Source organism: Pseudomonas marincola, assembly GCF_900682675.2.
In the GTDB taxonomy this organism is placed as follows: domain Bacteria; phylum Pseudomonadota; class Gammaproteobacteria; order Pseudomonadales; family Pseudomonadaceae; genus Aquipseudomonas; species Aquipseudomonas marincola.
The window spans coordinates 3,887,627-3,908,874 of sequence record NZ_LR215729.2; the positions used below are offsets into that span (position 1 = coordinate 3,887,627).

Genomic DNA, 21,248 nt, shown 5'->3' on the forward strand with positions numbered 1-21,248 from the left:
TAGAACAAAACGGTCTAACATTATGCCGGCGAAAGCAGCACTCAGAGGCGAGCACTGCTGGTTGGAGGGCGGATCAAATAGGGTTCGGGCAGTCGATGAACTGGTGTTCAAGGGCGAAGCGTCGCGCCAGATAATCACCCAGCGCTTGCACGCCGTAGCGCTCTGTCGCGTGGTGGCCTGCCGCAATAAAGCTGATGGCATTTTCCCGGGCGCTATGGAAGGTTTGCTCGGAGGCTTCGCCGGTCAAATACAGGTCAACGCCGGCAGCAACCGCCTGATCGATATAGCCTTGCCCACCGCCGGTGCACCAGCCGACTCGCCGAATCATCTGCGGCCCGGCAACCAACAAAGGCTCGCGTCCCAACACTTGTTTTACCCGCTGGGCGAACTCTTCAGCGGTTTGCGCTTCCGCCAGTGAGCCGACCAGCCCAACAGTGCGCGGATTGCCCGGCTCGAGCGGACCTTCGACGGTGATACCCAATTGCGCAGCAAGCTGAACGTTGTTGCCGACCTCGGGGTGAACGTCGAGCGGCAAGTGGAAGGCGAGCAAGCTGATGTCATTGGCCAGCAGGGCTTTCAGGCGGCGCTGCTTCATGCCGGTGACACACGGATTTTCACCCTTCCAGAAGTAGCCGTGATGTACCAACAGAACATCAGCTTCGGCTTCGATTGCGGCGTCGATCAACGCCTGACTGGCGGTGACACCTGAGACGATTTTACGCACCTGCGGACGACCTTCGATTTGCAGGCCATTTGGACAGTAATCGTTTATAGAGGCGGAATTCAGGTAGCGTTCAGCTTCATCAACGAGAGTGGACAGTGCAATTGCCATTAAGATTCCCTATCAAACGCGGCAGAACGCTGCTTTATTAGCGACCCGCCCTTTATAATGCCCACATTAAGGGGCCTTTTTTGCCCTAGCAACCCTCAGGATTTGATTGATGCCCAAGGCTCTGCGTTTTCTCGGTTGGCCTCTGCTTGCTGGTGTGTTGTTGGCGCTGCTGATTATCCAGCGCTATCCCCAGTGGGTTGGCCTTCCAAGCCAGGATGTGCAACTCACGCAATCCCCCAAATACAGTCTCAGCAAGCAAGGCCCGGCCTCTTATGCGGATGCAGTGACGCTGGCGTCTCCGGCTGTGGCCAACCTTTACACCACCAAGTACGTCAACAAACCGGCTCACCCGCTGTTTGAAGACCCGCAGTTCCGCAAGTTCTTCGGCGACAACCTGCCCAAGCAACGGCGCATGGAGTCGAGCCTGGGCTCGGCGGTAATCATGAGCCCGGAAGGTTACCTGCTGACCAACAATCACGTGACCGCAGACGCCGACCAGATTGTCGTGGCCCTTAAGGATGGTCGCGAAACGCTGGCACGCGTGATTGGCAGTGACCCGGAAACCGACTTGGCAGTGCTCAAGATCGACCTTGATGACTTGCCTTCCATCACCCTCGGACGCTCCGACAACATCAAGATTGGCGATGTCACGCTGGCCATCGGCAACCCGTTCGGCGTTGGTCAGACCGTGACCATGGGCATTATCAGCGCAACCGGTCGCAACCAGTTGGGCCTCAATACCTACGAAGACTTTATCCAGACCGACGCCGCGATCAACCCCGGCAACTCGGGCGGCGCGCTGGTTGATGCCTACGGCAATCTGGTCGGCATCAACACTGCGATTTTCTCCAAGTCCGGCGGCTCGCAAGGTATCGGCTTCGCGATTCCGGTCAAGCTGGCATTGGATGTTATGCAGGCAATCATCGAACATGGCCAAGTCATCCGTGGCTGGCTGGGAATTGAAGTACAACCTCTGACCCCTGAACTGGCTGAATCGTTCGGCATGGAAGGTCGCCCAGGCATTATTGTTGCCGGCATCTACCGCGACGGCCCGGCGCAAAAGGCTGGCCTGCAACCCGGCGATTTGATTCTGACGATTGATGGAGAGTCTGCCAGCGACGGCCGCCGCTCAATGAATCAGGTGGCCCGGGCAAAACCCGGCGACAAGATTCGCATTGATATTATGCGCAACGGCGAAGCCATGCAGCTCACCGCAGAAGTCGGCATTCGCCCGCCAGCGTCAACCAACTAAGCACAACGTGCAGACAGCAAAAAGCCGGATCACCCTAAGATGATCCGGCTTTTTTATGCCGAACAGTAGCGCTGTGTTAAACGCCTTCAAGTACGTCCAGCAAGGCCTGATTCTGCTCAGGTGTACCGATGGTAATGCGCAGAAACTGAGCGATGCGCGCCTGCGTGAAGTGGCGCACGATAACCCCTTGCTCACGCAACCTGGCCGCCAACTTGGCAGCGTCATGTTGCGGATGACGGGCGAAAACGAAGTTGGCCTTGGACGGCAACACTTCAAAGCCCAGCGCCTGCAAACCAGCCACCACTGTTTCACGGCTGTCGATAACCGCTTTGCAGGTTTGCGCGAAGTACTCGCGGTCGGCAAACGCCGCCGCGGCACCCGCAATGGCCATGCGGTCCAGCGGGTAGGAGTTGAAGCTGTTCTTGATACGCTCCAGCGCCTCGATCAGATCAGGATGACCAACGGCCAGCCCCACGCGCAAACCGGCCAGCGAACGCGACTTAGACAACGTCTGGGTGACCAGCAAGTTCGGGTATTTATCGACCAGCGAAATTGCCGACTCACCGCCGAAATCAACGTAGGCCTCATCCACCAGCACCACTGTTTCGGTGTTGAGTTGCAGCAGGCGCTCAATGGCCTCCAGCGCCAGCAGGCAACCGGTTGGGGCGTTCGGGTTCGGGAAGATGATGCCGGCATTGGCCTGCGCGTAATCTTCGATGCGAATCTGGAACTGCTCATCCAGCGCAATCTGCTTGGCTTCAATGCCATACAGGCCGCAATAAACCGGATAGAAGCTGTAGCTGATGTCCGGAAACAGCAGCGGTTTGCCGTGCTGGAACAGGCCGTGGAAGGCATGTGCCAACACTTCATCCGAGCCGTTACCGACAAACACCTGATTGGTCTGCACGCCGTAATAATCGGCTACCGCCTGCTTCAGCCGGTCACCGTTAGGGTCTGGATAAAGACGCAGATCATCAGTGACTTCGGCCTGCATCGCCGCGATGGCTTTTGGCGAAGGGCCGTAAGGGTTTTCGTTGGTGTTGAGTTTGACCAGCTTGGTTAACTTGGGTTGCTCACCTGGCACATAAGGCACCAGGTCTTTGACGAAAGGGCTCCAGAACTTACTCATCACCCTTGTCTCCTCGAAAATATGGCAATTCAATCGGGCATGAAGCCGATTATGACTTGATCCGGTATTCAGCACTGCGCGCGTGGGCTGTCAGCGATTCACCGCGCGCCAGCACCGAGGCGGTTTTACCCAACACCGAGGCGCCGTCTGCCGAGCAGTAAATGATCGACGAACGCTTCTGGAAGTCATAAACCCCCAGCGGCGATGAGAACCGTGCCGTGCCGGACGTTGGCAATACGTGGTTCGGGCCAGCGCAGTAATCGCCCAAAGCCTCGGCGGTGTAACGGCCCATGAAAATCGCGCCAGCGTGACGGATCAGCGGCAGCCACTCTTCTGGCGATTCAACCGACAATTCCAGGTGCTCTGGTGCAATCCGGTTGGCCACTTCGACGGCCTGTGCCTTGTCGGCAACATGAATCAACGCGCCACGCTCTTCCAGCGAGGTGCGGATAATGTCTGCACGCTCCATGGTCGGCAGCAAACGGTTGATGCTTTCTGCGACTTTGTCGAGGAACGCCGCGTCGGTGCTGAGCAGAATCGACTGCGCATCCTGATCGTGTTCGGCCTGCGAGAACAGGTCCATGGCGATCCAGTCCGGGTCGGTCTGGCCGTCGCACACCACCAGAATCTCCGAAGGACCGGCGATCATGTCGATGCCGACTTTACCGAACACGTGGCGCTTGGCGGTGGCCACATAGATATTGCCCGGGCCAACAATCTTGTCGACCGGCGGCACGCTTTCGGTGCCGTACGCGAGCGCTGCAACGGCTTGCGCACCACCGATGGTGAAGACCCGGTCTACGCCGGCAATCGCGGCAGCGGCCAGCACCATCTCGTTGATTTCACCACGCGGCGTCGGCACAACCATGACCACTTCGGCCACGCCCGCGACCTTGGCCGGGATTGCGTTCATCAACACCGAAGACGGATAAGTCGCCTTACCGCCTGGCACGTAAAGACCGGCGCGGTCGAGCGGCGTTACTTGCTGGCCGAGCACGGTGCCGTCTGCTTCGGTGTAACGCCAGGAATCCTGCTTCTGCTTCTCGTGATAGCTGCGCACACGTTCAGCGGCGGTTTCGAGTGCTGTGCGCTGCTCGGCGGTGATCCGCTGCAGAGCCTGTTCCAAACGGGCACGCGGCAGAATCAGGTCGGCCATGCTGGCCACTTCCAGTCCGTCGAAGCGCTGGGTGTACTCGACCAGAGCTGCGTCACCGCGGCTGCGCACGGCGGCAATGATTTCCAGCACCCGCTGATTGACGCCGTCATCAGACACGCTTTCCCAGCTCAGCAGCTGATCAAGATGATGGGCAAAACCCTGCTCAGCAGCATTGAGTCGGCGGATAGCGATGGGAGCGGTCATAGCGGGCCTCATTGTTTGGCAAGGTCACAAAACGGGTACGTAATCCTGAGAACGAAGATTTTCAGGCGCCCATACAATACCAGCCGCACCGTGCGGGCACCTGACAATTCTGGCTATTACACGGATAGGGGAACCGAGTCGCTCCTGCGAATTCGGCATTTGCGCCGTCCGTGGCGCAAAGTGCGGCGTAATGCCGAAGGGAATCAGCTTGGGTGACGCGACTCGACCGCAATGCGCAAGGCATCGATCAGCGCCTGGATGCGCGCGTGCTGCATTTTCATCGACGCTTTGTTGACCACCAGACGCGAGCTGATCGTGGCGATCAGGTCTTGCGCCTCAAGGCCATTGGCACGCAGCGTGTTACCGGTATCGACCACGTCGATAATCTTGTCGGCAAGGCCCACCAGCGGCGCCAATTCCATCGAGCCGTACAGCTTGATGACATCGACCTGACGGCCCTGCTCGGCATAATAACGCTTGGCAACGTTGACGAACTTGGTGGCGATACGCAGGCGGCCTTTCGGCTCCGGCGCACCTACAGCCCCAGCGGTCATCAGCTTGCAACGGGCGATACGCAGGTCGAGCGGTTCATACAAACCCTGACCGCCGTACTCCATCAGCACGTCTTTACCGGCAATCCCCAGATCAGCCGCGCCATGCTCAACATAGGTCGGTACATCGGTCGCACGCACGATCAGCAGGCGAACATCTTCCTGTGTCGTCGGGATAATCAGCTTGCGGCTTTTATCCGGATTCTCTGTCGGCACAATGCCGGCCTCTGCCAACAATGGCAGGGTGTCATCGAGAATGCGGCCTTTGGACAACGCAATGGTGAGCATTTTTATTCAAACCTTTAAAAGCGGTTGTATCGTCACAGGCACGATTGCAATCAGCGCAACCGCAAACACAGGACAACCCTGCGAGCAGTTCTAAAACCCTGCTCGCAGACGTCTATAGCGTTTGATCAGCCCGGAACGCGGCGGATTTTCGCGCCGAGTAATTGCAGCTTCTCTTCGATGCACTCGTAACCACGGTCAATGTGGTAGATGCGGTCGATCAGGGTGTCGCCTTCAGCAACCAGCGCGGCAATTACCAGACTGGCCGATGCACGCAAGTCGGTGGCCATAACCGGCGCACCCACCAGTCGCTCGGCACCGGTAACAGTGGCCGTGTTGCCTTCAACCTGGATTTGCGCACCCATGCGCAGCATTTCATGTACATGCATGAAGCGGTTTTCGAACACCGTTTCAACGATGGTGCCCACGCCATCAGCAATCGCATTGAGCGCGATAAACTGAGCCTGCATATCGGTCGGGAACTCAGGATACGGAGCAGTTACCAGGCTTACCGCCTTGGGACGCTTGCCCTGCATGTCGAGTTCGATCCAGTCCGGACCACAAGTAACTACAGCGCCGGCTTCTTCAAGCTTTTCGAGAACAGCGCCGAGCGTGCTCGGATCGGTGTCCTTGACCTTGACGCGACCACCCGTAGCAGCGGCGGCCACCAGGTAAGTACCGGTTTCGATACGGTCTGGCATCACGCTGAAGGTAGCGCCGCCGAGGCGTTTAACGCCGTCGATGGTGATGGTGTCAGTACCGGCACCTTCAATTTTTGCGCCCATGGCGATCAGGCAGTTAGCCAGATCCACGACTTCCGGCTCGCGTGCGGCGTTCGTCAGGACACTGCGGCCATTGGCCAATGCAGCAGCCATCATGATGTTTTCGGTGCCCGTAACACTGACCATGTCAAAGTGGAAGTTGGCGCCGACCAGGCCACCTTCAGGCGCCTTGGCCTTGATGTAACCGGCTTCAACGTCGATCTTCGCACCCATGGCTTCGAGGCCGCGAATGTGCAGGTCGACCGGACGCGAACCAATCGCGCAACCACCCGGCAGGGCAACTTCTGCCTCGCCAAAGCGCGCAACCATTGGTCCCAGAACCAAGATCGAGGCGCGCATGGTTTTCACCAGCTCATAAGGCGCTACCAGCGTCTTGATGGCGCGCGCGTCGACTTCAACGCTGAGCTTTTCATCAATAATCGGCTCGATACCCATGCGCCCGAACAGCTCGATCATCGTGGTGATGTCGTGCAGGTGCGGGAGGTTGCAAATGGTAATCGGCGAGTCGCCCAGCAACGTTGCAGCCAAAATCGGCAAAGCCGAGTTCTTGGCACCGGAAATGCGAATTTCGCCATCAAGGCGAACGCCGCCGGTAATAATCAGTTTATCCATAGTTATCTCGTCGCCCGCAGGCTTATGAACGCGCTGCCCAATCGGCACGGCTGAAGAATTTCATGCTCACGGCGTGAATGCTGCCATCAGCAATCCACGGATTTAAATGAGCATAGACTTGCTGCTGACGCTTAACCGGACTCAAACCGGCCAATTCGTCACTAATAACATTCAGCTGGAAGTTGCAGCCTTCGCCTTCAACCTCAACCTGGGTGTCTGACAACTGCGCCTCTAGGAAAGTTTTTACTTCTAAGGCCTGCATGCTCAACCTCAATCAACGAATTCATGTGCGCGCCAGAGTTTTGGGGCCGATTAACGGCTCCCGGGCCCGCGGGGTCGTGCATCATACAAAAAAGCCCATACCCTGCGAACCCCACGTGATAGCCGGTGAGCCGGCCACATCTACTCAGGCTTCGATAGGTAAAATGTCCAACAGGCCCGAAACCCGGGCCAACTCATGCAATTCCTTTGGCATGCCGCGCACCAAAATGCTTTTCCCGGCGGCCTGTGCATCGCGCATAAAAGCCAGCAAGAGAGACAAACCGACGCTGCTTGAGCGTTCAATTTTGGCGCAATTGACGACAACCTGTGTGCTCTGGCTGGCGGCAATCAACTTGCCGCCCTGCTCGCGCAGTGACGGCCCGCTGGTAAAGTCGATGTCTCCGCACAGGCACAAAACGCCGGGCGATAACGACTCAATACTGGCCTGACTCACGCATCACCCTTTGCATTGCGCGCCTTGGCGACGACGTCAGCCCAGGAATCGATCACTTTATCGAGATCGTTGTTCTTGACCTGCATCTGCTCGGCGAACTGGTCGCGGAACAGCTTGCCAACGTTAATCCCGTTAATGATCAGGTTACGCATGACCCAGGTGTTGTTTTTACGCACCATGGTGTAAGTCAGCGGGTAAACCGCACCACCGGAACCGGTGATTTCCATATTCACCGAGGCACGATCAGCGCCCGGCTTGCCGGATTCAGGCAGCACGCGGACGTCTTCGTTGTTGTACTCAAGCAGCGCATTGCCATAGAACTGCATCAGGCTGCGCTTGAAGTTCTCTTCAAAGCGAGTCATTTGCTCAGGCGTAGCCTTGCGCGAAAAACGCACGGTCATCACGCCACGCGAGATACCTTCAACGTCTACAACCGGCAGCAGAATACGGTTGAGGGCGGCGTAGAACTCGTCCGGATTAGCGCGATACTGTTCTTTGTTGGCCTTCAGATCAGCCAACAATGTGTTGGTCGCCGTCTCAACCACCTCAGTGGCCGTCTGCGCTGCAGAGGCGAACAGAGGCAACGCTGCCAGCAATACCAATACGCTATTACGCAACAACTTAATCATTTTGAGCCTCGTTAGTTGGCCGAATCTTTGTTGACCGAATTCAGCAGAAACTTACCAATCAATTCTTCCAGCACCAGTGAGGACTGGGTGTCGTGGATGGTGCCGCCGTCGGCCAGCAGCTCTTCCTCACCACCTACACTGATACCGACGTATTTTTCTCCCAGCAAGCCAGCCGTGAGGATCGACGCGGTTGAGTCGATCGGGAGGTTATCCACGTCTTTGTTCAACTCCATGGTAACGCGACCGGTGTAGCTGTCGCGATCCAGGTCGATTGCGGTGACTTTACCGATGCTAACGCCAGCCATGGTGACTTTTGAGCGGACGGTCAGACCGGCGATGTTGTCGAAATGCGCATAGACCTTGTAGGTATCCTCGCCCGCGCCAACAGCCAGACCGCTTACGCGCAATGCCAGCAACATCAGGGCCAACATACCAGCCAGCAAGAACAGGCCGACACCTACTTCCAGTGTGCGGTTTTGCATCAGAAATCTCCAAACATCAATGCAGTCAGAATAAAGTCCAGCCCCAGCACTGCAAGCGAGGCATAAACAACTGTTCGGGTGGTTGCGCGGCTGATGCCTTCCGAGGTCGGCTCGCAGTCATAACCTTGAAAGACCGCGATCCATGTCACCACGAAGGCAAACACAATGCTCTTGATAATGCCGTTTACCACATCATCGGTGAACGACACGCTGTTCTGCATATTGGACCAGAACGAGCCCTCGTAGACACCCAGCCAGTCGATAGCAACCATCGAACCGCCCCAGATTCCGACGACGCTGAATATCATCGCCAACAAAGGCATGGAGATAAACCCGGCCCACAATCTTGGTGCCACAATATATTTCAGCGGATCGACACCGATCATCGCCAGGCTCGAAAGCTGCTCGGTCGATTTCATGTTGCCGATCTCTGCGGTCAGTGCCGAACCGGCGCGGCCGGCGAACAACAGTGCAGTCACCACCGGGCCGAGTTCACGCAACAGGGTCAGCGCAATCATCTGCCCAACCGCTTGTTCGGAGCCGTAAGCGGCCAGAATGCTGAAGCCCTGCAGCGACAACACCATGCCGATGAACACACCGGACACGACGATAATCGCCAGCGACATCACACCAACCGAATACAGCTGCTTGATCAGAAGCTGAGTGAACTTCCCTGAGGTGCCACGCCCGAACAGCGCCGCCAGCAGAAAAATGGTCGAACGGCCAAGGCTGGTGACGACATCAATGCCGGCACGGCCTAGCAACTGCACGCGTTCGAGCGGTGATTTTCTGCGCATCAGCGCCCCCCTAGCAAGTCTGAGCGGTAATCGTCCGCCGGAAAATGGAACGGCACGGGTCCATCAGGCGTGCCCTGCATGAACTGGCGAACACGCGGATTATCCGAATTCATCAACTCCTCCGGAGTCCCCTGCCCCAAAACCTGGGTGTCGCCCACCACATAGAGATAGTCGGCGATGCTCGCGGTTTCGGCCAAATCATGCGAGACCACAATGCTGGTGATACCCAAAGCATCAGTGAGCAGGCGGATCAGGCGCACCAAAACCCCCATTGCGATCGGGTCCTGCCCTACAAATGGCTCGTCATAAATGAGGATGCGCGGGTCCAGCGCGATCGCTCGCGCCAGGGCTACGCGGCGCTTCATACCGCCTGAGAGTTCATCGGGCATCAGCTGCACGGCGCCACGCAGACCTACCGCCTGAAGTTTCATCAGGACGATGTCACGGATCATGGCTTCGGGCAGCTTGGTGTGAACCCGCAACGGGAAGGCTACGTTTTCGAACACATCAAGATCGGTAAACAGTGCGCCGCTCTGGAACAGTACGCCCATTTTCTTGCGCATATCGAACAGTTCGGTACGCGAAAGCGTGGGCAGATTGACCCCGTTAACCCAAACTTCACCTGCATCGGGGCGTAGCTCGGCCCCGATAAGCCGCAACAGCGTGGTTTTACCACTGCCGGACGGCCCCATGATCCCGGTAACCTTGCCGCACGGTATGCGAATATCGATATCTTTGAAGATATCGCGCGTGCCGCGCTTAAAGCTCAGACCTTTCAGCTCGACCGCATACTTTTCATCGGCGTTCATCTGGACTCCATTACCTACAAGCTTCCTCGTAGACGCGCCACTTCACCAAGAAGGCACCACGTCAGGCGGACACCCAAAATTAGCCGCGAACTATATCACTGCTGCGCGGCCCTACCCAACACCACGGGTGGTTTGCTTGTATTTACTGGCGTTTAGTCCAGCCCGAGGAATTGCACGGTGAGTCCCTCGCCCTTTCGCGATATAATCGCCCCCTTTTTGTTCAACCGTGATGATTGAATACCATGAGCCAGCCCAGCGAACTGATCAAATCCGCGGAACGCACTATCCGCCTTGAACTGCAGGCGGTGGAAGCACTGTTGCCGCGAATTGATGACAATTTTGTTCGTGCCTGCGAACTAATCCTCGCCAGCAAAGGCCGCGTGGTGGTGGTCGGCATGGGCAAATCTGGGCACATCGGCAACAAGATTGCGGCCACACTGGCCAGCACCGGCACCACGGCTTTCTTTGTGCATCCGGCTGAAGCCAGCCATGGCGACATGGGCATGATCACCCGCGACGACACGGTCCTGGCCCTGTCCAATTCCGGCTCGACTGCCGAAATCATCACCCTGCTGCCGTTGATCAAGCGCCTTGGCATCACTCTGATCAGCATGACCGGCAACCCGGACTCAGAACTGTCACGCGCAGCGGACGTCAATCTGGACGCACGCGTTGCCGAGGAGGCCTGCCCGCTCAATCTGGCGCCCACCTCCTCGACCACTGCCGCGTTGGTACTCGGTGACGCACTGGCCATCGCGCTGCTTGAAGCGCGCGGATTCACTGCCGAAGACTTTGCTTTCTCGCACCCGGGCGGCGCACTGGGCCGGCGTTTGCTGCTTAAAGTAGAGAATGTGATGCACAGCGGCGAGAGCCTGCCGGTGGTCAACCGCGGCACCAGCCTGCGCGATGCGTTGCTGGTAATGACCCAGAAAGGCCTGGGCATGGCGGTAATCCTTGAGGCGGACGGCAAACTGGCCGGGATATTCACCGACGGTGATTTGCGCCGCACGCTCGATCGCAATATCGATGTACGCACTGCAACTATTGATCAGGTCATGACCTCTCATGGCAAGACCGCTCGCGCCGAAATGCTCGCAGCGGAAGCCCTGAAAATAATGGAAGACCACAAAATCAACTCGCTGGTGGTTGTCGATGACAACGACCGGCCAACAGGCGCCCTCAACATGCACGATCTGTTGCGCGCCGGTGTTCTGTAATGACTAAACAAGCACTAACCCCCGAACTGCAAGCGCGCGCCGCCAAGATCAAGCTGGCGATTTTCGACGTCGACGGCGTACTGACGGACGGCAAACTGTACTTTCTGGTTGATGGCAGCGAATTCAAAACCTTCAACACCCTCGACGGCCACGGCATTAAATTGCTGATCCAATCCGGCGTGCGCACCGCTATTATCACCGGCCGTAAAACACCGGTGGTTGAACGTCGCGCGCAAAATCTCGGCATCCAGCACCTGTACCAAGGGCGAGAAGATAAACTGGTGGTACTGGACGAACTGCTTGGCGAACTCGGTCTCGACTATGCTGAAGTGGCCTACCTCGGCGATGACTTGCCCGACTTGCCGGTTATTCGCCGCGTTGGCTTGGGTATGGCAGTTGCCAGCGCCGACCCGTTTGTCCGCGAACACGCCTTCGCAGTGACTCAGGCCAAAGGCGGAGAAGGTGCAGCACGCGAGTTTTGCGAGCTGATCATGCAAGCCCAAGGCAGCCTCGAAGCTGCTCAAGCCGCTTACTTATAGAATTGATTATGCCTAACCCACGTAAATTGCTGTCACTGCTGCTGTACGCCATTGGGGCTGCATTGCTCGTGGCCGTCGGTTACTGGAACATCAACCAGGAAACCTTCTCGGATCGCCAGCCAGCGTCGACTACCGACAGCCCAATCGATTTTTATGTGGTTAATACCTCTACCGTGCAATACATGCCGGACGGTAGCCGCCACTACACCTTGAAGGCCGACAAGCTGGAACACTTCAAGGCGACCGACATCACCAACGTGACGCTGCCTAACCTGATGCTTTACCGTGGCACGGAATACCCGTGGCACGTTCGCAGCGAAAAAGGCGAGATTGGCCCTGGCGGCCAGGAAGTCGAGCTGATCGACAAAGTGAAGGTCGAGCGCACCGATGCAAAAGGCCGCCCGACCATACTCAATACCAGCAGACTGACAGTATTCCCCGATAAACAATATGCGCAGACTGAGCAAGCCGTTAGAATCGACGCTGCCAACGGCGTAACGACCGCGGTCGGAATGAAAGCATATTTGGATGACAGCAGGATGCTCCTTCTGTCCAAAGTAAGAGGCCAGCATGAGGTTCGTTAAAACCCTTCCCCTTCTGCTCAGCTTGGGCGCCACATTCGGCAGCTTCAATGCCTGGGCGCTGCCTTCTGACAAAGATCAGCCCATTCGCGTGCAAGCAGACAGCGCCGAACTGGATGATAAACAGGGCGTAGCCGTGTACCGCGGCGATGTGATCATCACTCAGGGCACCATGAAGATCACCGGCAATACCGTGACGATCACGCAAACTGCTCAAGGTGATATCGACGTGTTCACCTCTGTCGGCACACCGGCTTATTACGAGCAGAAGCCCGCAGAAGACAAAGAACTGGTTAAAGCCTATGGCCTTACCATCCAGTACTTTGCCAGCAAGAATCGCATTGTCCTGATCGATCAGGCCAAGGTCATTCAAGAAGGTAATACCTTCGAAGGCGAGAAAATCGTCTACGACACGCAGCGTCAGATCGTTAATGCCGGTCGCGCCACGGGCAACCAGATCACCACACCGCGCCCGCGCATCGACATGGTTATCCAGCCGAAAAGCAAACCAGCTGAACCACAGGCGGCCGAATAACGATGGCGATTCTGAAAGCCCAGCATTTGGCCAAAAGCTATAAAAGCCGCCAGGTCGTGCGTGACGTCAGCCTGAACATCGAAAGCGGACAGATTGTTGGCCTGCTCGGGCCTAACGGCGCCGGTAAAACCACCTGCTTCTACATGATTGTAGGTTTGGTGCAGGCTGATCAGGGTCGCGTCTTGATCGACGACCTGGATGTCAGCCACCTGCCGATGCATGGCCGCGCGCGCGCCGGCATTGGTTACCTGCCGCAGGAAGCGTCGATCTTTCGCAAGCTCAGCGTCTCGGACAACATCATGGCGATTCTCGAGACCCGTAAGGAGCTCGACCGTGCTGCGCGTCACGCGGAGATGGAAAGCCTTCTCGAAGAATTTCATATTCACCACATCCGCGATAATCTCGGCATGAGCTTGTCGGGTGGTGAACGTCGTCGGGTTGAAATTGCCCGCGCACTGGCCACGGCGCCTAAATTCATACTGCTCGACGAACCATTTGCCGGGGTGGACCCGATTTCGGTCGGGGACATCAAACAGATTATTCACCACCTGAAAGCCAAAGGTATTGGCGTTCTGATCACCGACCACAACGTTCGCGAAACGCTGGATATTTGCGAAACTGCGTACATTGTCAGTGACGGCCAACTGATTGCCGAAGGTGACTCCGAAGCCATTCTGGCCAACGAGATTGTAAAAGAAGTCTATTTGGGACATGAGTTCAGGCTCTAGCCGAATCATGCCCAAACTCAAAAGCAGTGCTAGGCAAAGGCCACGGGGAAAGGCATATACTCTGCCTCCTTGTGGCTCAAATGCCCTGTAGTGGATTGCGCATAGACGCCGGTTAATAAGGTCTGCAATGAAACCATCGCTAGTCCTGAAGATGGGCCAGCAGCTGACGATGACGCCTCAGCTGCAACAAGCCATCCGCCTACTTCAACTCTCAACCCTGGATCTGCAACAAGAGATTCAGGAGGCGTTGGAGTCCAATCCGATGCTCGAGCGCCAAGAAGATGGCGACGACTTCGATAATTCCGACCCTATGGCTGACGGAGCGGAAACGGCTGCCTCACCGAATCAGGAAGAGGCCAATTTCCAGGAACCGACTTATCAGGAACCGTCGCAAACCGTAGACAACCTGGAAGATGGCGAGTGGAATGAGCGCATTCCCAATGAGCTGCCGGTTGATACCGCCTGGGAAGACGTTTATCAGACAAGCGCCAGCAGCCTGCCTAGCAACGACGATGACGAGTGGGACTTCACCACGCGCACCTCGACAGGCGAAAGCCTGCAAAGCCATTTGTTGTGGCAACTCAACCTGTCGCCAATGTCGGACAAAGACCGGCTTATCGCGGCGACCCTGATCGACTGCATCAATCAGCAGGGTTATCTCGAAGAAACCCTCGACGAAGTGGTCAGCGCATTCGACCCGGAACTCGACATCGAGCTTGATGAAGTCGAAGCCGTTCTGCACCGCATTCAGCAGTTCGAGCCCGCCGGCATTGCCGCACGCACCCTCAGCGAGTGCCTGTTGCTGCAGCTGCGCCAACTGCCCGCAAAAACACCTTGGCTGGCTGAAGCCCAGCGTCTGGCAAATGATTATCTCGACCTGCTGGGCAGCCGCGACTACAGCCAACTGATGCGCCGCATGAAGCTCAAGGAAGACGAACTGCGTCAGGTCATTGAGCTGATTCAGAGCCTCAACCCGCGCCCCGGCTCGCAAATCGAGTCTGGCGAGCCGGAGTATGTAGTCCCCGACGTCATTGTGCGCAAACACAATGACCGCTGGCTGGTAGAACTCAACCAGGAAGCCATGCCGCGCTTACGGGTCAACCCGCAGTACGCTGGTTTCGTGCGCCGCGCAGACTCCAGCGCCGACAACACCTTCATGCGTAATCAGTTGCAGGAGGCGCGCTGGTTCATCAAGAGCTTGCAGAGTCGCAATGAAACCCTGATGAAGGTTGCCACGCAGATTGTCGAGCACCAGCGCGGCTTCCTCGACTACGGTGACGAGGCCATGAAACCGCTGGTTCTGCACGATATTGCCGAGGCAGTCGGTATGCACGAATCGACGATTTCACGCGTCACCACGCAAAAATTCATGCACACACCACGCGGCATTTACGAGTTGAAATATTTCTTCTCAAGCCACGTAAGCACCTCTGAAGGCGGTGAATGCTCGTCGACAGCGATTCGCGCAATCATTAAAAAACTGGTTGCTGCGGAAAATGCAAAAAAGCCATTGAGCGACAGCAAGATCGCTGGTTTACTGGAGGCACAAGGTATTCAAGTCGCTCGCCGCACCGTTGCCAAATACCGTGAGTCACTCGGCATAGCACCGTCCAGCGAGCGCAAACGATTAATGTGAGGGAGTCGCCAAAGCAAACCCTGTGCTTTCCTGCAAAACAGCCATACTGATATCAGGGCTGAGCAAAGCGCACGGCAGAAGCCGAAGCGACCCGGCAGACAATCTGCTTACTCTGGGTGATATGCAGGTCCGACATGTTTGAGGCAACACAACCCGCGTCAAACAGCGTTACACAGCACCGCAGAACCGCTACAGGGTAAGTGAGCAAGCTTCAGTGTTCCGGCGGCAGGCAAATTGCCTGTCACTACTACACGGCAACAAGGAGAAAGCGGTATGCAAGTCAACATCAGTGGACACCAGCTGGATGTGACCGACGCCCTGCGTGACTATATCGAGGAGAAACTCAGTCGATTAGAACGCCACTTCGATAAGATCACCAATGTACAAGTCATCATGGAGGTCGAGAAGCTCAAGCAGAAAATTGAAGCGACCTTGCACATAGCGGGCGGCGAAGTCGTTGCCAACGCTGAACACGATGACATGTACGCAGCAATCGATTTACTAACAGACAAACTTGACCGACAACTTATCAAGCACAAGGAAAAGCAGCTCGACCGTCAGCAAGGCGCTATGGCCCGCTGACATCGCTCACCTCCTATGATCCGACTTGAAGACATCCTGACCCCCGGCCGTTCCCTTGTGAACGTGCCGGGCGGCAGTAAAAAACGTGTTCTTGAACAAATCGCCAATCTGGTCGCTCGTGACTTGAGCGACCTTGACGGCCAAGACATTTTTGAAAGCCTGATTGCCCGCGAAAAACTCGGCTCCACCGGTTTTGGTAATGGCATTGCGATCCCGCATTGTCGTCTGCCAGGCTGTAGTGCGCCGGTGAGTGCGGTACTCAGACTTGACTCAGCAGTCGACTTCGACGCCATTGACGGCGCTCCCGTCGACCTGCTGTTTGTATTGCTGGTTCCGGAAGCGGCAACTGACGAGCACCTCGAGTTGCTGCGCCAGATTGCCAGCATGCTAGACCGCAACGAAGTCCGTGAACGCCTGCGCCATGCTGACAGCAATCAGGCCCTCTATGACGTTGTAGTGGACGTACAAAGCGGCCAGTAGGAAATAGCCCTATGCGCTTAATCATCGTCAGCGGTCGTTCGGGCTCGGGCAAAAGTACGGCCCTTGATGTCCTCGAAGACAACGGTTACTACTGCATCGACAACTTGCCTGCCGACTTGTTACCCGAGTTGGCGGAACGGGCCTTGCTGCATCCCGAGCAGCTGCAACCTTTTGTGGCGGTGTCGATTGATGCGCGCAACATGCCCAGCCAGCTCAAGCGCTTCCCCGAGCTACTGCGTCAGGTTCGTGACCGCAACATCCGCTGCGATATTGTCTACCTCGATGCCGCGCAGGACACCCTGCTCAAGCGCTTCTCGGAAACACGCAGACGTCACCCGCTGACCTCCGAGCATCGCTCGCTGTCCGAGGCTATCGGCGATGAAAGCAAGTTGCTCGAGCCGATTATCGACCTTGCCGACCTGCGCATCGACACCACTCATCTCAATCTCTACCAACTACGTGACACGCTAACCCTGCGCCTGCTCAAACAACCGGCGCCGGGCACTGCTTATCTGGTTGAGTCTTTCGGATTCAAACGTGGCCTGCCAGTTGATGCCGATCTGGTGTTCGACGTGCGTTGCCTGCCGAACCCGTACTGGAAACCTGAGCTGCGCGACTACAGCGGTCTGGATCAGCCAATCAATGACTACCTGAGCGCCGAACCCGAAGTGGAAGAGATGTATCAGGACATCGCCGGTTATCTGCAGAAATGGCTGCCGCGTATCGCTGCCAGCAACCGCGCCTACGTGACCGTCGCCATTGGCTGCACTGGCGGGCGACATCGCTCCGTGTACCTGGCCCAGCGCCTGAGTGAAGCGCTTAAAACTCAACTGAAGAATGTTCAGGTTCGCCACCGCGACCTCAGCTAAGGATTAGGCGCGATGCCTGCTTGCGAAATCATCATCATCAACAAGCTGGGCCTGCATGCCCGCGCCGCCGCCAAGTTTGTGGGCGTGGCCGGCCGTTTCCCGTGCACAGTTCGTGTTGGCCGCAGCCCAGAAAGCCTGGTCGATGGTAAAAGCATCATGGCGGTAATGATGCTGGCCGCCGGTAAAGGCACCCCTGTACACCTGCACACCGAAGGCGAGCAGGAACAAGAGGCGCTTGAAGCACTGATCGAGTTGATCAATAACTTCTTCGACGAAGGCGAATAGCCCCTTTACGCGCACAAAAAAAGCAGACGCCCTAAACGTCTGCTTTTTTATTGGGTGCTGGTTTTGGCAAATGACGCTACGGCGACTTAAGAGCCGGCGACGGTCATGCGCTCAATCAGCACTGAACCCGTGCGAATATTGCTGCGCAGTTCCAAGTCATTACCCACCGCGACGATTTGCTTGAACATGTCACGCATGTTGCCGGCAATGGTCACTTCCTGCACCGGGAACTGGATCTCGCCGTTTTCTACCCAGTAACCGCCAGCGCCGCGCGAGTAATCGCCGGTCACCATGTTCAGGCCGTGGCCCATCAGCTCAGTGACCAACAGCCCGCGCCCCATGCGCTTGATCAGCGCCTGCTGGTCTTCATCGCCATGGCTGACGAACAGGTTATGCACGCCGCCGGCGTTTGCAGTACTTGGCATTCCCAGCTTACGGCCTGAGTAGGTGCCCAACACATAGCTCAACAGCTCACCGCTCTCGACGAATGACTTGGCGTAAGTTGCAAGGCCGTCACCATCAAAGGCTGCGCTGCCCATTGCACGCGGAATATGCGGGCGTTCATCAATATTCAGCCATTGCGGAAACAATTGCTCGCCGATAGTGCCCTCAAGGAATGAAGACTTGCGGTAGATGCTGCCGCCCGAAATGGCGCCGAGGAAACTGCCAAACAAGCCAGTCGCCAGCTCAGCCGAAAACAGCACCGGCACTTCGCAAGTAGGCACCGGACGCGCGCCCAAGCGGCTGACGGCACGCAAAGCGGCGCGACGGCCAATGCTTTCAGCACTCGCTAACATCTCGCCCTGACGATTAACGTCGTACCAGTAATCGCGCTGCATCTGGCCGTCCTGCTCGGCAATCATCACGCAGCTGAGACTATGACGCGTACTGGCATAACCACCGATAAAGCCATGGCTGTTGCCATAAATCCGGCAGCCTTGGTGCGTACTGAGCGAGGTGCCGTCGGCATTCTTAATCCGCGCATCGGTAGCAAAGGCCGCGGCCTCGCATTGCAACGCTTGCTCGATAGCCTGCTCCGGGCTTATTGACCAGGCGTGATAAAGGTCCAGATCCGGCAGCTCACGCGCCATCAGGCCGGCATCTGCCAAACCGGAACACTCATCTTCGGAGGCATGCTTGGCAATCGCCAACGCCGCCGCTACCGTTTCGCGAATGGCCGCGTCGCCACTCGCCGAAGTGCTCGCAGAACCTTTACGCTGACCCACGTACAGGGTGATCCCAAATCCCTGGTCACGGTTAAATTCAACCGTTTCTACTTCACGCTGACGCACACTGGTCGAGAGGCCCTGTTCGACCGACACGGCAACCTCGCAGGCACTGGCGCCCTGCTTCTTGGCTTCGGCGAGAATTTGCTCCACTTGCGCCTGCAATGCGGGCAAACCTTGTGGGCCGACCACTTCTACTGCACTCATAACCACTCCTGATTTATCAACTTCATACGTCATCAGCCTATGGCCGGACGTTTGCAGTCAGAAACTTGCTGCTATCATGACGACGTTATCCACTGGATTGTCCCCATGTCTGAATACCTTGATGACTTCTCCGATGAGAAGAGCAAAACCCAAGTCAAACGCGAGCTGCATGCTCTGCAAGATCTTGGACAACGCCTGACCACCCTAAAGCCGGACCTGCTGAACAAGCTACCGCTGACCGATGCCCTGCGCAAAGCCCTCGAAGAGGCACCCAAGCACACGGCCAACTCGGCCAAAAAACGCCACGTCCAATTCATTGGCCGGTTAATGCGTGACCAGGACATTGAGGCGATTCTTACCCTCCTCGACCAACTGGACGCCTCTACCCGCCAATACAACGAGCGTTTTCACGGCCTTGAACGCTGGCGCGACCGGTTAATTGCCGGCGATGACGCCATTCTCGAGAAATTCGTAATCGAATACCCCGAGACCGACCGCCAACACCTGCGCAACCTGATCCGTCAGGCCCAGCACGAACTGGCGCAGAACAAAGCACCAGCCGCTTCACGCAAAATCTTTAAATACATCCGCGAGCTGGACGAAACTCAACGCGGTTTGCGTTAAGCCATCGTCAGGGTGGAGTCAGACTCCACCCAAGCCCTTATCCCTGTTACGCGCCGGTACCACCGACGGTAATCGCATCAATCTTCAAGGTCGGCTGACCCACGCCAACCGGCACCGACTGGCCGTCTTTACCGCAAGTGCCGACGCCACTGTCCAGCGCCAGATCGTTACCCACCATAGACACCCGGCTCATCGCCTCCGGGCCATTGCCAATCAGTGTTGCGCCTTTGACCGGCGCAGTAATCTTGCCGTCTTCGATCAAATAGGCTTCGCTGGTCGAGAACACGAACTTGCCGCTGGTGATGTCCACCTGACCGCCCCCGAGGTTGGCGCAGTAGATGCCTTTCTTCACCGAACGGATGATCTCTTCAGGATCGCTCTCACCCGCCAACATGTAGGTATTGGTCATCCGCGGCATTGGCAGGTGCGCATAGGATTCACGGCGGCCGTTACCGGTTGCGCCAACGCCCATCAGCCGCGCATTGAGCTTGTCCTGCATGTAGCCCTTGAGAATGCCATTCTCGATCAATGTGGTGCACTGGGTCGGAGTGCCTTCGTCGTCGACACTCAACGAGCCGCGGCGCTCTGCCAGCGTACCGTCGTCGACGATAGTGCACAGGCTCGACGCCACTTTCTCACCAATCCGCCCGCTGTAGGCCGAACTGCCCTTGCGATTGAAGTCACCTTCCAGACCATGGCCCACCGCTTCGTGCAGCAGCACGCCAGACCAACCGGCGCCCATTACCACCGGCATACTGCCAGCCGGCGCGGCAATGGCTTCAAGATTGACCAAGGCCTGACGCAACGCCTCACGGGCGTAACCCATTGCCCGGGTCTCATTATTGGCTTCGCGCTCAAGGAAGTAGCGATAGTCGGTGCGCCCGCCGCCGCCATGCCCGCCGCGCTCGCGACGACCGTTGTGCTCGACAATAACGCTGACGTTAAAGCGCACCAGCGGACGAATATCCGCCGCCAGGCTGCCGTCAGTCGCGGCTACTAGAATGCGGTCCCAGACACCAGCCAGGCTGACGGTGACTTGCTTGATACGCGAGTCCAGCGCACGTGTGGCTTGATCGATCTCTTTCAGCAGTTCGACCTTTTGCGCACGGTCCAACACGTCCAGCGGATTCTGTGGCGCATACAGGGGCGAAATCTGTGCAGTTTTGAAAGCCTGAACCGTGCCATTCTGGCCGGCGCGCGCAATCGATCGGGCAGCCTGAGCGGCCTGGCTCAGCGCATCCGGGGTAATTGCGTTGCTGTAGGCGAAACCGGTTTTCTCACCGGACTGCGCACGCACGCCCACGCCCTGATCGAGATTGAAACTGCCCTCTTTGACGATGCCGTCTTCCAGCACCCAGGTCTCAGAAACCTGACTCTGGAAATACAGGTCCGCCGCATCGATACCGGGGCCGGCCAATTCGCCCAGCACACCCGGCAACAGGTCGAGGCTCATGCCGCCAGGACTCAACATATGCTCGGACACGGATAACAACATATCGCTCAT

The 21,248-nt window shown here is 57.1% G+C and carries 25 protein-coding genes; 12 read left to right on the forward strand and 13 right to left on the reverse strand.

What is annotated here, in order from left to right; translation table 11 throughout:
• Positions 1–73 precede the first annotated feature (73 nt).
• A complete protein-coding gene (locus PMYSY11_RS17945; protein ID WP_150547620.1) occupies positions 74–832 on the reverse strand; it encodes a Nif3-like dinuclear metal center hexameric protein in 759 nt (252 codons plus the stop codon).
• 109 nt (positions 833–941) lie between these two features.
• Between PMYSY11_RS17945 and algW the strand changes: the two genes are divergently transcribed.
• Positions 942–2,084 carry a Do family serine endopeptidase AlgW gene (gene algW, locus PMYSY11_RS17950; RefSeq protein ID WP_069898003.1) on the forward strand — a complete coding sequence of 381 codons (1,143 nt, stop codon included), beginning with the start codon at positions 942–944 and terminating at the stop codon, positions 2,082–2,084.
• Between the two features lie 76 nt (positions 2,085–2,160).
• Here algW and hisC read toward each other — a convergent pair whose 3' ends face one another.
• The 10 genes from hisC to PMYSY11_RS18000 all read right to left on the reverse strand — a co-directional run bounded on the left by hisC (position 2,161) and on the right by PMYSY11_RS18000 (position 10,235).
• On the reverse strand, positions 2,161–3,213 hold the full coding sequence (gene hisC / locus PMYSY11_RS17955) for a histidinol-phosphate transaminase (protein ID WP_150547621.1): 1,053 nt from the start codon (positions 3,211–3,213) through the stop codon (positions 2,161–2,163).
• A gap of 49 nt (positions 3,214–3,262) precedes the next feature.
• Positions 3,263–4,573 carry a histidinol dehydrogenase gene (gene hisD / locus PMYSY11_RS17960; protein ID WP_090509726.1) on the reverse strand — a complete coding sequence of 437 codons (1,311 nt, stop codon included), beginning with the start codon at positions 4,571–4,573 and terminating at the stop codon, positions 3,263–3,265.
• Positions 4,574–4,776: 203 nt separating this feature from the next.
• The gene (gene hisG, locus PMYSY11_RS17965; protein WP_069898006.1) at positions 4,777–5,412 is read right to left on the reverse strand and encodes an ATP phosphoribosyltransferase; all 636 of its coding nucleotides are present in this window, start codon (positions 5,410–5,412) and stop codon (positions 4,777–4,779) included.
• Positions 5,413–5,537: 125 nt separating this feature from the next.
• Positions 5,538–6,803, reverse strand: a complete 1,266-nt coding sequence (gene murA / locus PMYSY11_RS17970; RefSeq protein ID WP_069898007.1) for a UDP-N-acetylglucosamine 1-carboxyvinyltransferase — start codon at positions 6,801–6,803, stop codon at positions 5,538–5,540.
• Positions 6,804–6,825: 22 nt separating this feature from the next.
• Complete coding sequence (locus tag PMYSY11_RS17975) at positions 6,826–7,065, reverse strand: BolA family protein (protein ID WP_069898008.1); 240 nt, start codon at positions 7,063–7,065, stop codon at positions 6,826–6,828.
• Between the two features lie 144 nt (positions 7,066–7,209).
• The gene (locus tag PMYSY11_RS17980; RefSeq protein WP_150547622.1) at positions 7,210–7,518 is read right to left on the reverse strand and encodes an STAS domain-containing protein; all 309 of its coding nucleotides are present in this window, start codon (positions 7,516–7,518) and stop codon (positions 7,210–7,212) included.
• A complete protein-coding gene (locus tag PMYSY11_RS17985; RefSeq protein WP_069898010.1) occupies positions 7,515–8,147 on the reverse strand; it encodes an MlaC/ttg2D family ABC transporter substrate-binding protein in 633 nt (210 codons plus the stop codon). The genes PMYSY11_RS17980 and PMYSY11_RS17985 overlap by 4 nt, the downstream gene beginning before the upstream one ends.
• Before the next feature lie 11 nt (positions 8,148–8,158).
• Complete coding sequence (mlaD, locus tag PMYSY11_RS17990) at positions 8,159–8,629, reverse strand: outer membrane lipid asymmetry maintenance protein MlaD (RefSeq protein ID WP_069898011.1); 471 nt, start codon at positions 8,627–8,629, stop codon at positions 8,159–8,161.
• Positions 8,629–9,426 (reverse strand): lipid asymmetry maintenance ABC transporter permease subunit MlaE, encoded by a 798-nt coding sequence (mlaE, locus tag PMYSY11_RS17995; RefSeq protein WP_069898012.1) that lies wholly within the window; start codon positions 9,424–9,426, stop codon positions 8,629–8,631. The genes mlaD and mlaE overlap by 1 nt, the downstream gene beginning before the upstream one ends.
• Complete coding sequence (locus PMYSY11_RS18000; protein WP_150547623.1) at positions 9,426–10,235, reverse strand: ATP-binding cassette domain-containing protein; 810 nt, start codon at positions 10,233–10,235, stop codon at positions 9,426–9,428. Before PMYSY11_RS18000 ends, mlaE begins: the two co-directional genes overlap by 1 nt.
• Before the next feature lie 242 nt (positions 10,236–10,477).
• Between PMYSY11_RS18000 and PMYSY11_RS18005 the strand changes: the two genes are divergently transcribed.
• From PMYSY11_RS18005 to PMYSY11_RS18050, 10 genes are all read left to right on the forward strand, one after another.
• Entirely contained in the window at positions 10,478–11,452 is a 975-nt protein-coding gene (locus PMYSY11_RS18005; RefSeq protein ID WP_069898014.1) for a KpsF/GutQ family sugar-phosphate isomerase, read from the forward strand.
• A complete protein-coding gene (locus PMYSY11_RS18010; protein WP_150547624.1) occupies positions 11,452–11,991 on the forward strand; it encodes a KdsC family phosphatase in 540 nt (179 codons plus the stop codon). Before PMYSY11_RS18005 ends, PMYSY11_RS18010 begins: the two co-directional genes overlap by 1 nt.
• Positions 11,992–11,999: 8 nt before the next feature.
• The gene (gene lptC, locus PMYSY11_RS18015) at positions 12,000–12,575 is read left to right on the forward strand and encodes an LPS export ABC transporter periplasmic protein LptC (RefSeq protein ID WP_150547625.1); all 576 of its coding nucleotides are present in this window, start codon (positions 12,000–12,002) and stop codon (positions 12,573–12,575) included.
• Positions 12,562–13,107, forward strand: coding sequence for a lipopolysaccharide transport periplasmic protein LptA (gene lptA, locus PMYSY11_RS18020; RefSeq protein WP_069898017.1), 546 nt, complete (start codon positions 12,562–12,564; stop codon positions 13,105–13,107). Before lptC ends, lptA begins: the two co-directional genes overlap by 14 nt.
• A gap of 2 nt (positions 13,108–13,109) precedes the next feature.
• A complete protein-coding gene (gene lptB / locus PMYSY11_RS18025) occupies positions 13,110–13,835 on the forward strand; it encodes an LPS export ABC transporter ATP-binding protein (RefSeq protein WP_090509718.1) in 726 nt (241 codons plus the stop codon).
• A 127-nt stretch (positions 13,836–13,962) separates the two neighbouring features.
• Positions 13,963–15,471 carry an RNA polymerase factor sigma-54 gene (locus tag PMYSY11_RS18030; protein WP_069898019.1) on the forward strand — a complete coding sequence of 503 codons (1,509 nt, stop codon included), beginning with the start codon at positions 13,963–13,965 and terminating at the stop codon, positions 15,469–15,471.
• A 273-nt stretch (positions 15,472–15,744) separates the two neighbouring features.
• A complete protein-coding gene (gene hpf, locus PMYSY11_RS18035) occupies positions 15,745–16,053 on the forward strand; it encodes a ribosome hibernation-promoting factor, HPF/YfiA family (RefSeq protein ID WP_069898020.1) in 309 nt (102 codons plus the stop codon).
• A gap of 15 nt (positions 16,054–16,068) precedes the next feature.
• Positions 16,069–16,533 carry a PTS IIA-like nitrogen regulatory protein PtsN gene (gene ptsN, locus PMYSY11_RS18040; RefSeq protein WP_090509716.1) on the forward strand — a complete coding sequence of 155 codons (465 nt, stop codon included), beginning with the start codon at positions 16,069–16,071 and terminating at the stop codon, positions 16,531–16,533.
• 11 nt (positions 16,534–16,544) lie between these two features.
• On the forward strand, positions 16,545–17,402 hold the full coding sequence (gene rapZ / locus PMYSY11_RS18045; RefSeq protein WP_069898022.1) for an RNase adapter RapZ: 858 nt from the start codon (positions 16,545–16,547) through the stop codon (positions 17,400–17,402).
• A gap of 12 nt (positions 17,403–17,414) precedes the next feature.
• Positions 17,415–17,687, forward strand: coding sequence for an HPr family phosphocarrier protein (locus PMYSY11_RS18050; protein WP_090509714.1), 273 nt, complete (start codon positions 17,415–17,417; stop codon positions 17,685–17,687).
• Positions 17,688–17,773: 86 nt separating this feature from the next.
• Here PMYSY11_RS18050 and pmbA read toward each other — a convergent pair whose 3' ends face one another.
• Positions 17,774–19,120 carry a metalloprotease PmbA gene (gene pmbA, locus PMYSY11_RS18055; RefSeq protein ID WP_150547626.1) on the reverse strand — a complete coding sequence of 449 codons (1,347 nt, stop codon included), beginning with the start codon at positions 19,118–19,120 and terminating at the stop codon, positions 17,774–17,776.
• Between the two features lie 105 nt (positions 19,121–19,225).
• Between pmbA and yjgA the strand changes: the two genes are divergently transcribed.
• Positions 19,226–19,744 carry a ribosome biogenesis factor YjgA gene (yjgA, locus tag PMYSY11_RS18060; protein WP_069898024.1) on the forward strand — a complete coding sequence of 173 codons (519 nt, stop codon included), beginning with the start codon at positions 19,226–19,228 and terminating at the stop codon, positions 19,742–19,744.
• 46 nt (positions 19,745–19,790) lie between these two features.
• Here yjgA and tldD read toward each other — a convergent pair whose 3' ends face one another.
• On the reverse strand, positions 19,791–21,248 hold the full coding sequence (gene tldD, locus PMYSY11_RS18065; RefSeq protein WP_069898025.1) for a metalloprotease TldD: 1,458 nt from the start codon (positions 21,246–21,248) through the stop codon (positions 19,791–19,793).

Excerpts from the sequence above, each read along its gene's own strand:
- PMYSY11_RS17975 (WP_069898008.1), bottom strand. The coding sequence starts at position 7,065 with ATGCAGGCCTTAGAAGTAAAAACTTTCCTAGAGGCGCAGTTGTCAGAC.
- PMYSY11_RS18010 (WP_150547624.1), top strand. The coding sequence starts at position 11,452 with ATGACTAAACAAGCACTAACCCCCGAACTGCAAGCGCGCGCCGCCAAG.
- lptC (WP_150547625.1), top strand. The coding sequence starts at position 12,000 with ATGCCTAACCCACGTAAATTGCTGTCACTGCTGCTGTACGCCATTGGG.
- PMYSY11_RS18030 (WP_069898019.1), top strand. The coding sequence starts at position 13,963 with ATGAAACCATCGCTAGTCCTGAAGATGGGCCAGCAGCTGACGATGACG.
- tldD (WP_069898025.1), bottom strand. The coding sequence starts at position 21,248 with ATGAGCGATATGTTGTTATCCGTGTCCGAGCATATGTTGAGTCCTGGC.
- rapZ (WP_069898022.1), top strand. The coding sequence starts at position 16,545 with ATGCGCTTAATCATCGTCAGCGGTCGTTCGGGCTCGGGCAAAAGTACG.
- hpf (WP_069898020.1), top strand. The coding sequence starts at position 15,745 with ATGCAAGTCAACATCAGTGGACACCAGCTGGATGTGACCGACGCCCTG.
- yjgA (WP_069898024.1), top strand. The coding sequence starts at position 19,226 with ATGTCTGAATACCTTGATGACTTCTCCGATGAGAAGAGCAAAACCCAA.
- lptA (WP_069898017.1), top strand. The coding sequence starts at position 12,562 with ATGAGGTTCGTTAAAACCCTTCCCCTTCTGCTCAGCTTGGGCGCCACA.
- murA (WP_069898007.1), bottom strand. The coding sequence starts at position 6,803 with ATGGATAAACTGATTATTACCGGCGGCGTTCGCCTTGATGGCGAAATT.
- ptsN (WP_090509716.1), top strand. The coding sequence starts at position 16,069 with ATGATCCGACTTGAAGACATCCTGACCCCCGGCCGTTCCCTTGTGAAC.
- PMYSY11_RS18000 (WP_150547623.1), bottom strand. The coding sequence starts at position 10,235 with ATGAACGCCGATGAAAAGTATGCGGTCGAGCTGAAAGGTCTGAGCTTT.
- PMYSY11_RS17985 (WP_069898010.1), bottom strand. The coding sequence starts at position 8,147 with ATGATTAAGTTGTTGCGTAATAGCGTATTGGTATTGCTGGCAGCGTTG.
- hisG (WP_069898006.1), bottom strand. The coding sequence starts at position 5,412 with ATGCTCACCATTGCGTTGTCCAAAGGCCGCATTCTCGATGACACCCTG.
- lptB (WP_090509718.1), top strand. The coding sequence starts at position 13,110 with ATGGCGATTCTGAAAGCCCAGCATTTGGCCAAAAGCTATAAAAGCCGC.
- hisD (WP_090509726.1), bottom strand. The coding sequence starts at position 4,573 with ATGACCGCTCCCATCGCTATCCGCCGACTCAATGCTGCTGAGCAGGGT.
- PMYSY11_RS18050 (WP_090509714.1), top strand. The coding sequence starts at position 17,415 with ATGCCTGCTTGCGAAATCATCATCATCAACAAGCTGGGCCTGCATGCC.
- algW (WP_069898003.1), top strand. The coding sequence starts at position 942 with ATGCCCAAGGCTCTGCGTTTTCTCGGTTGGCCTCTGCTTGCTGGTGTG.
- mlaD (WP_069898011.1), bottom strand. The coding sequence starts at position 8,629 with ATGCAAAACCGCACACTGGAAGTAGGTGTCGGCCTGTTCTTGCTGGCT.
- PMYSY11_RS17945 (WP_150547620.1), bottom strand. The coding sequence starts at position 832 with ATGGCAATTGCACTGTCCACTCTCGTTGATGAAGCTGAACGCTACCTG.
- mlaE (WP_069898012.1), bottom strand. The coding sequence starts at position 9,426 with ATGCGCAGAAAATCACCGCTCGAACGCGTGCAGTTGCTAGGCCGTGCC.
- pmbA (WP_150547626.1), bottom strand. The coding sequence starts at position 19,120 with ATGAGTGCAGTAGAAGTGGTCGGCCCACAAGGTTTGCCCGCATTGCAG.
- PMYSY11_RS18005 (WP_069898014.1), top strand. The coding sequence starts at position 10,478 with ATGAGCCAGCCCAGCGAACTGATCAAATCCGCGGAACGCACTATCCGC.
- hisC (WP_150547621.1), bottom strand. The coding sequence starts at position 3,213 with ATGAGTAAGTTCTGGAGCCCTTTCGTCAAAGACCTGGTGCCTTATGTG.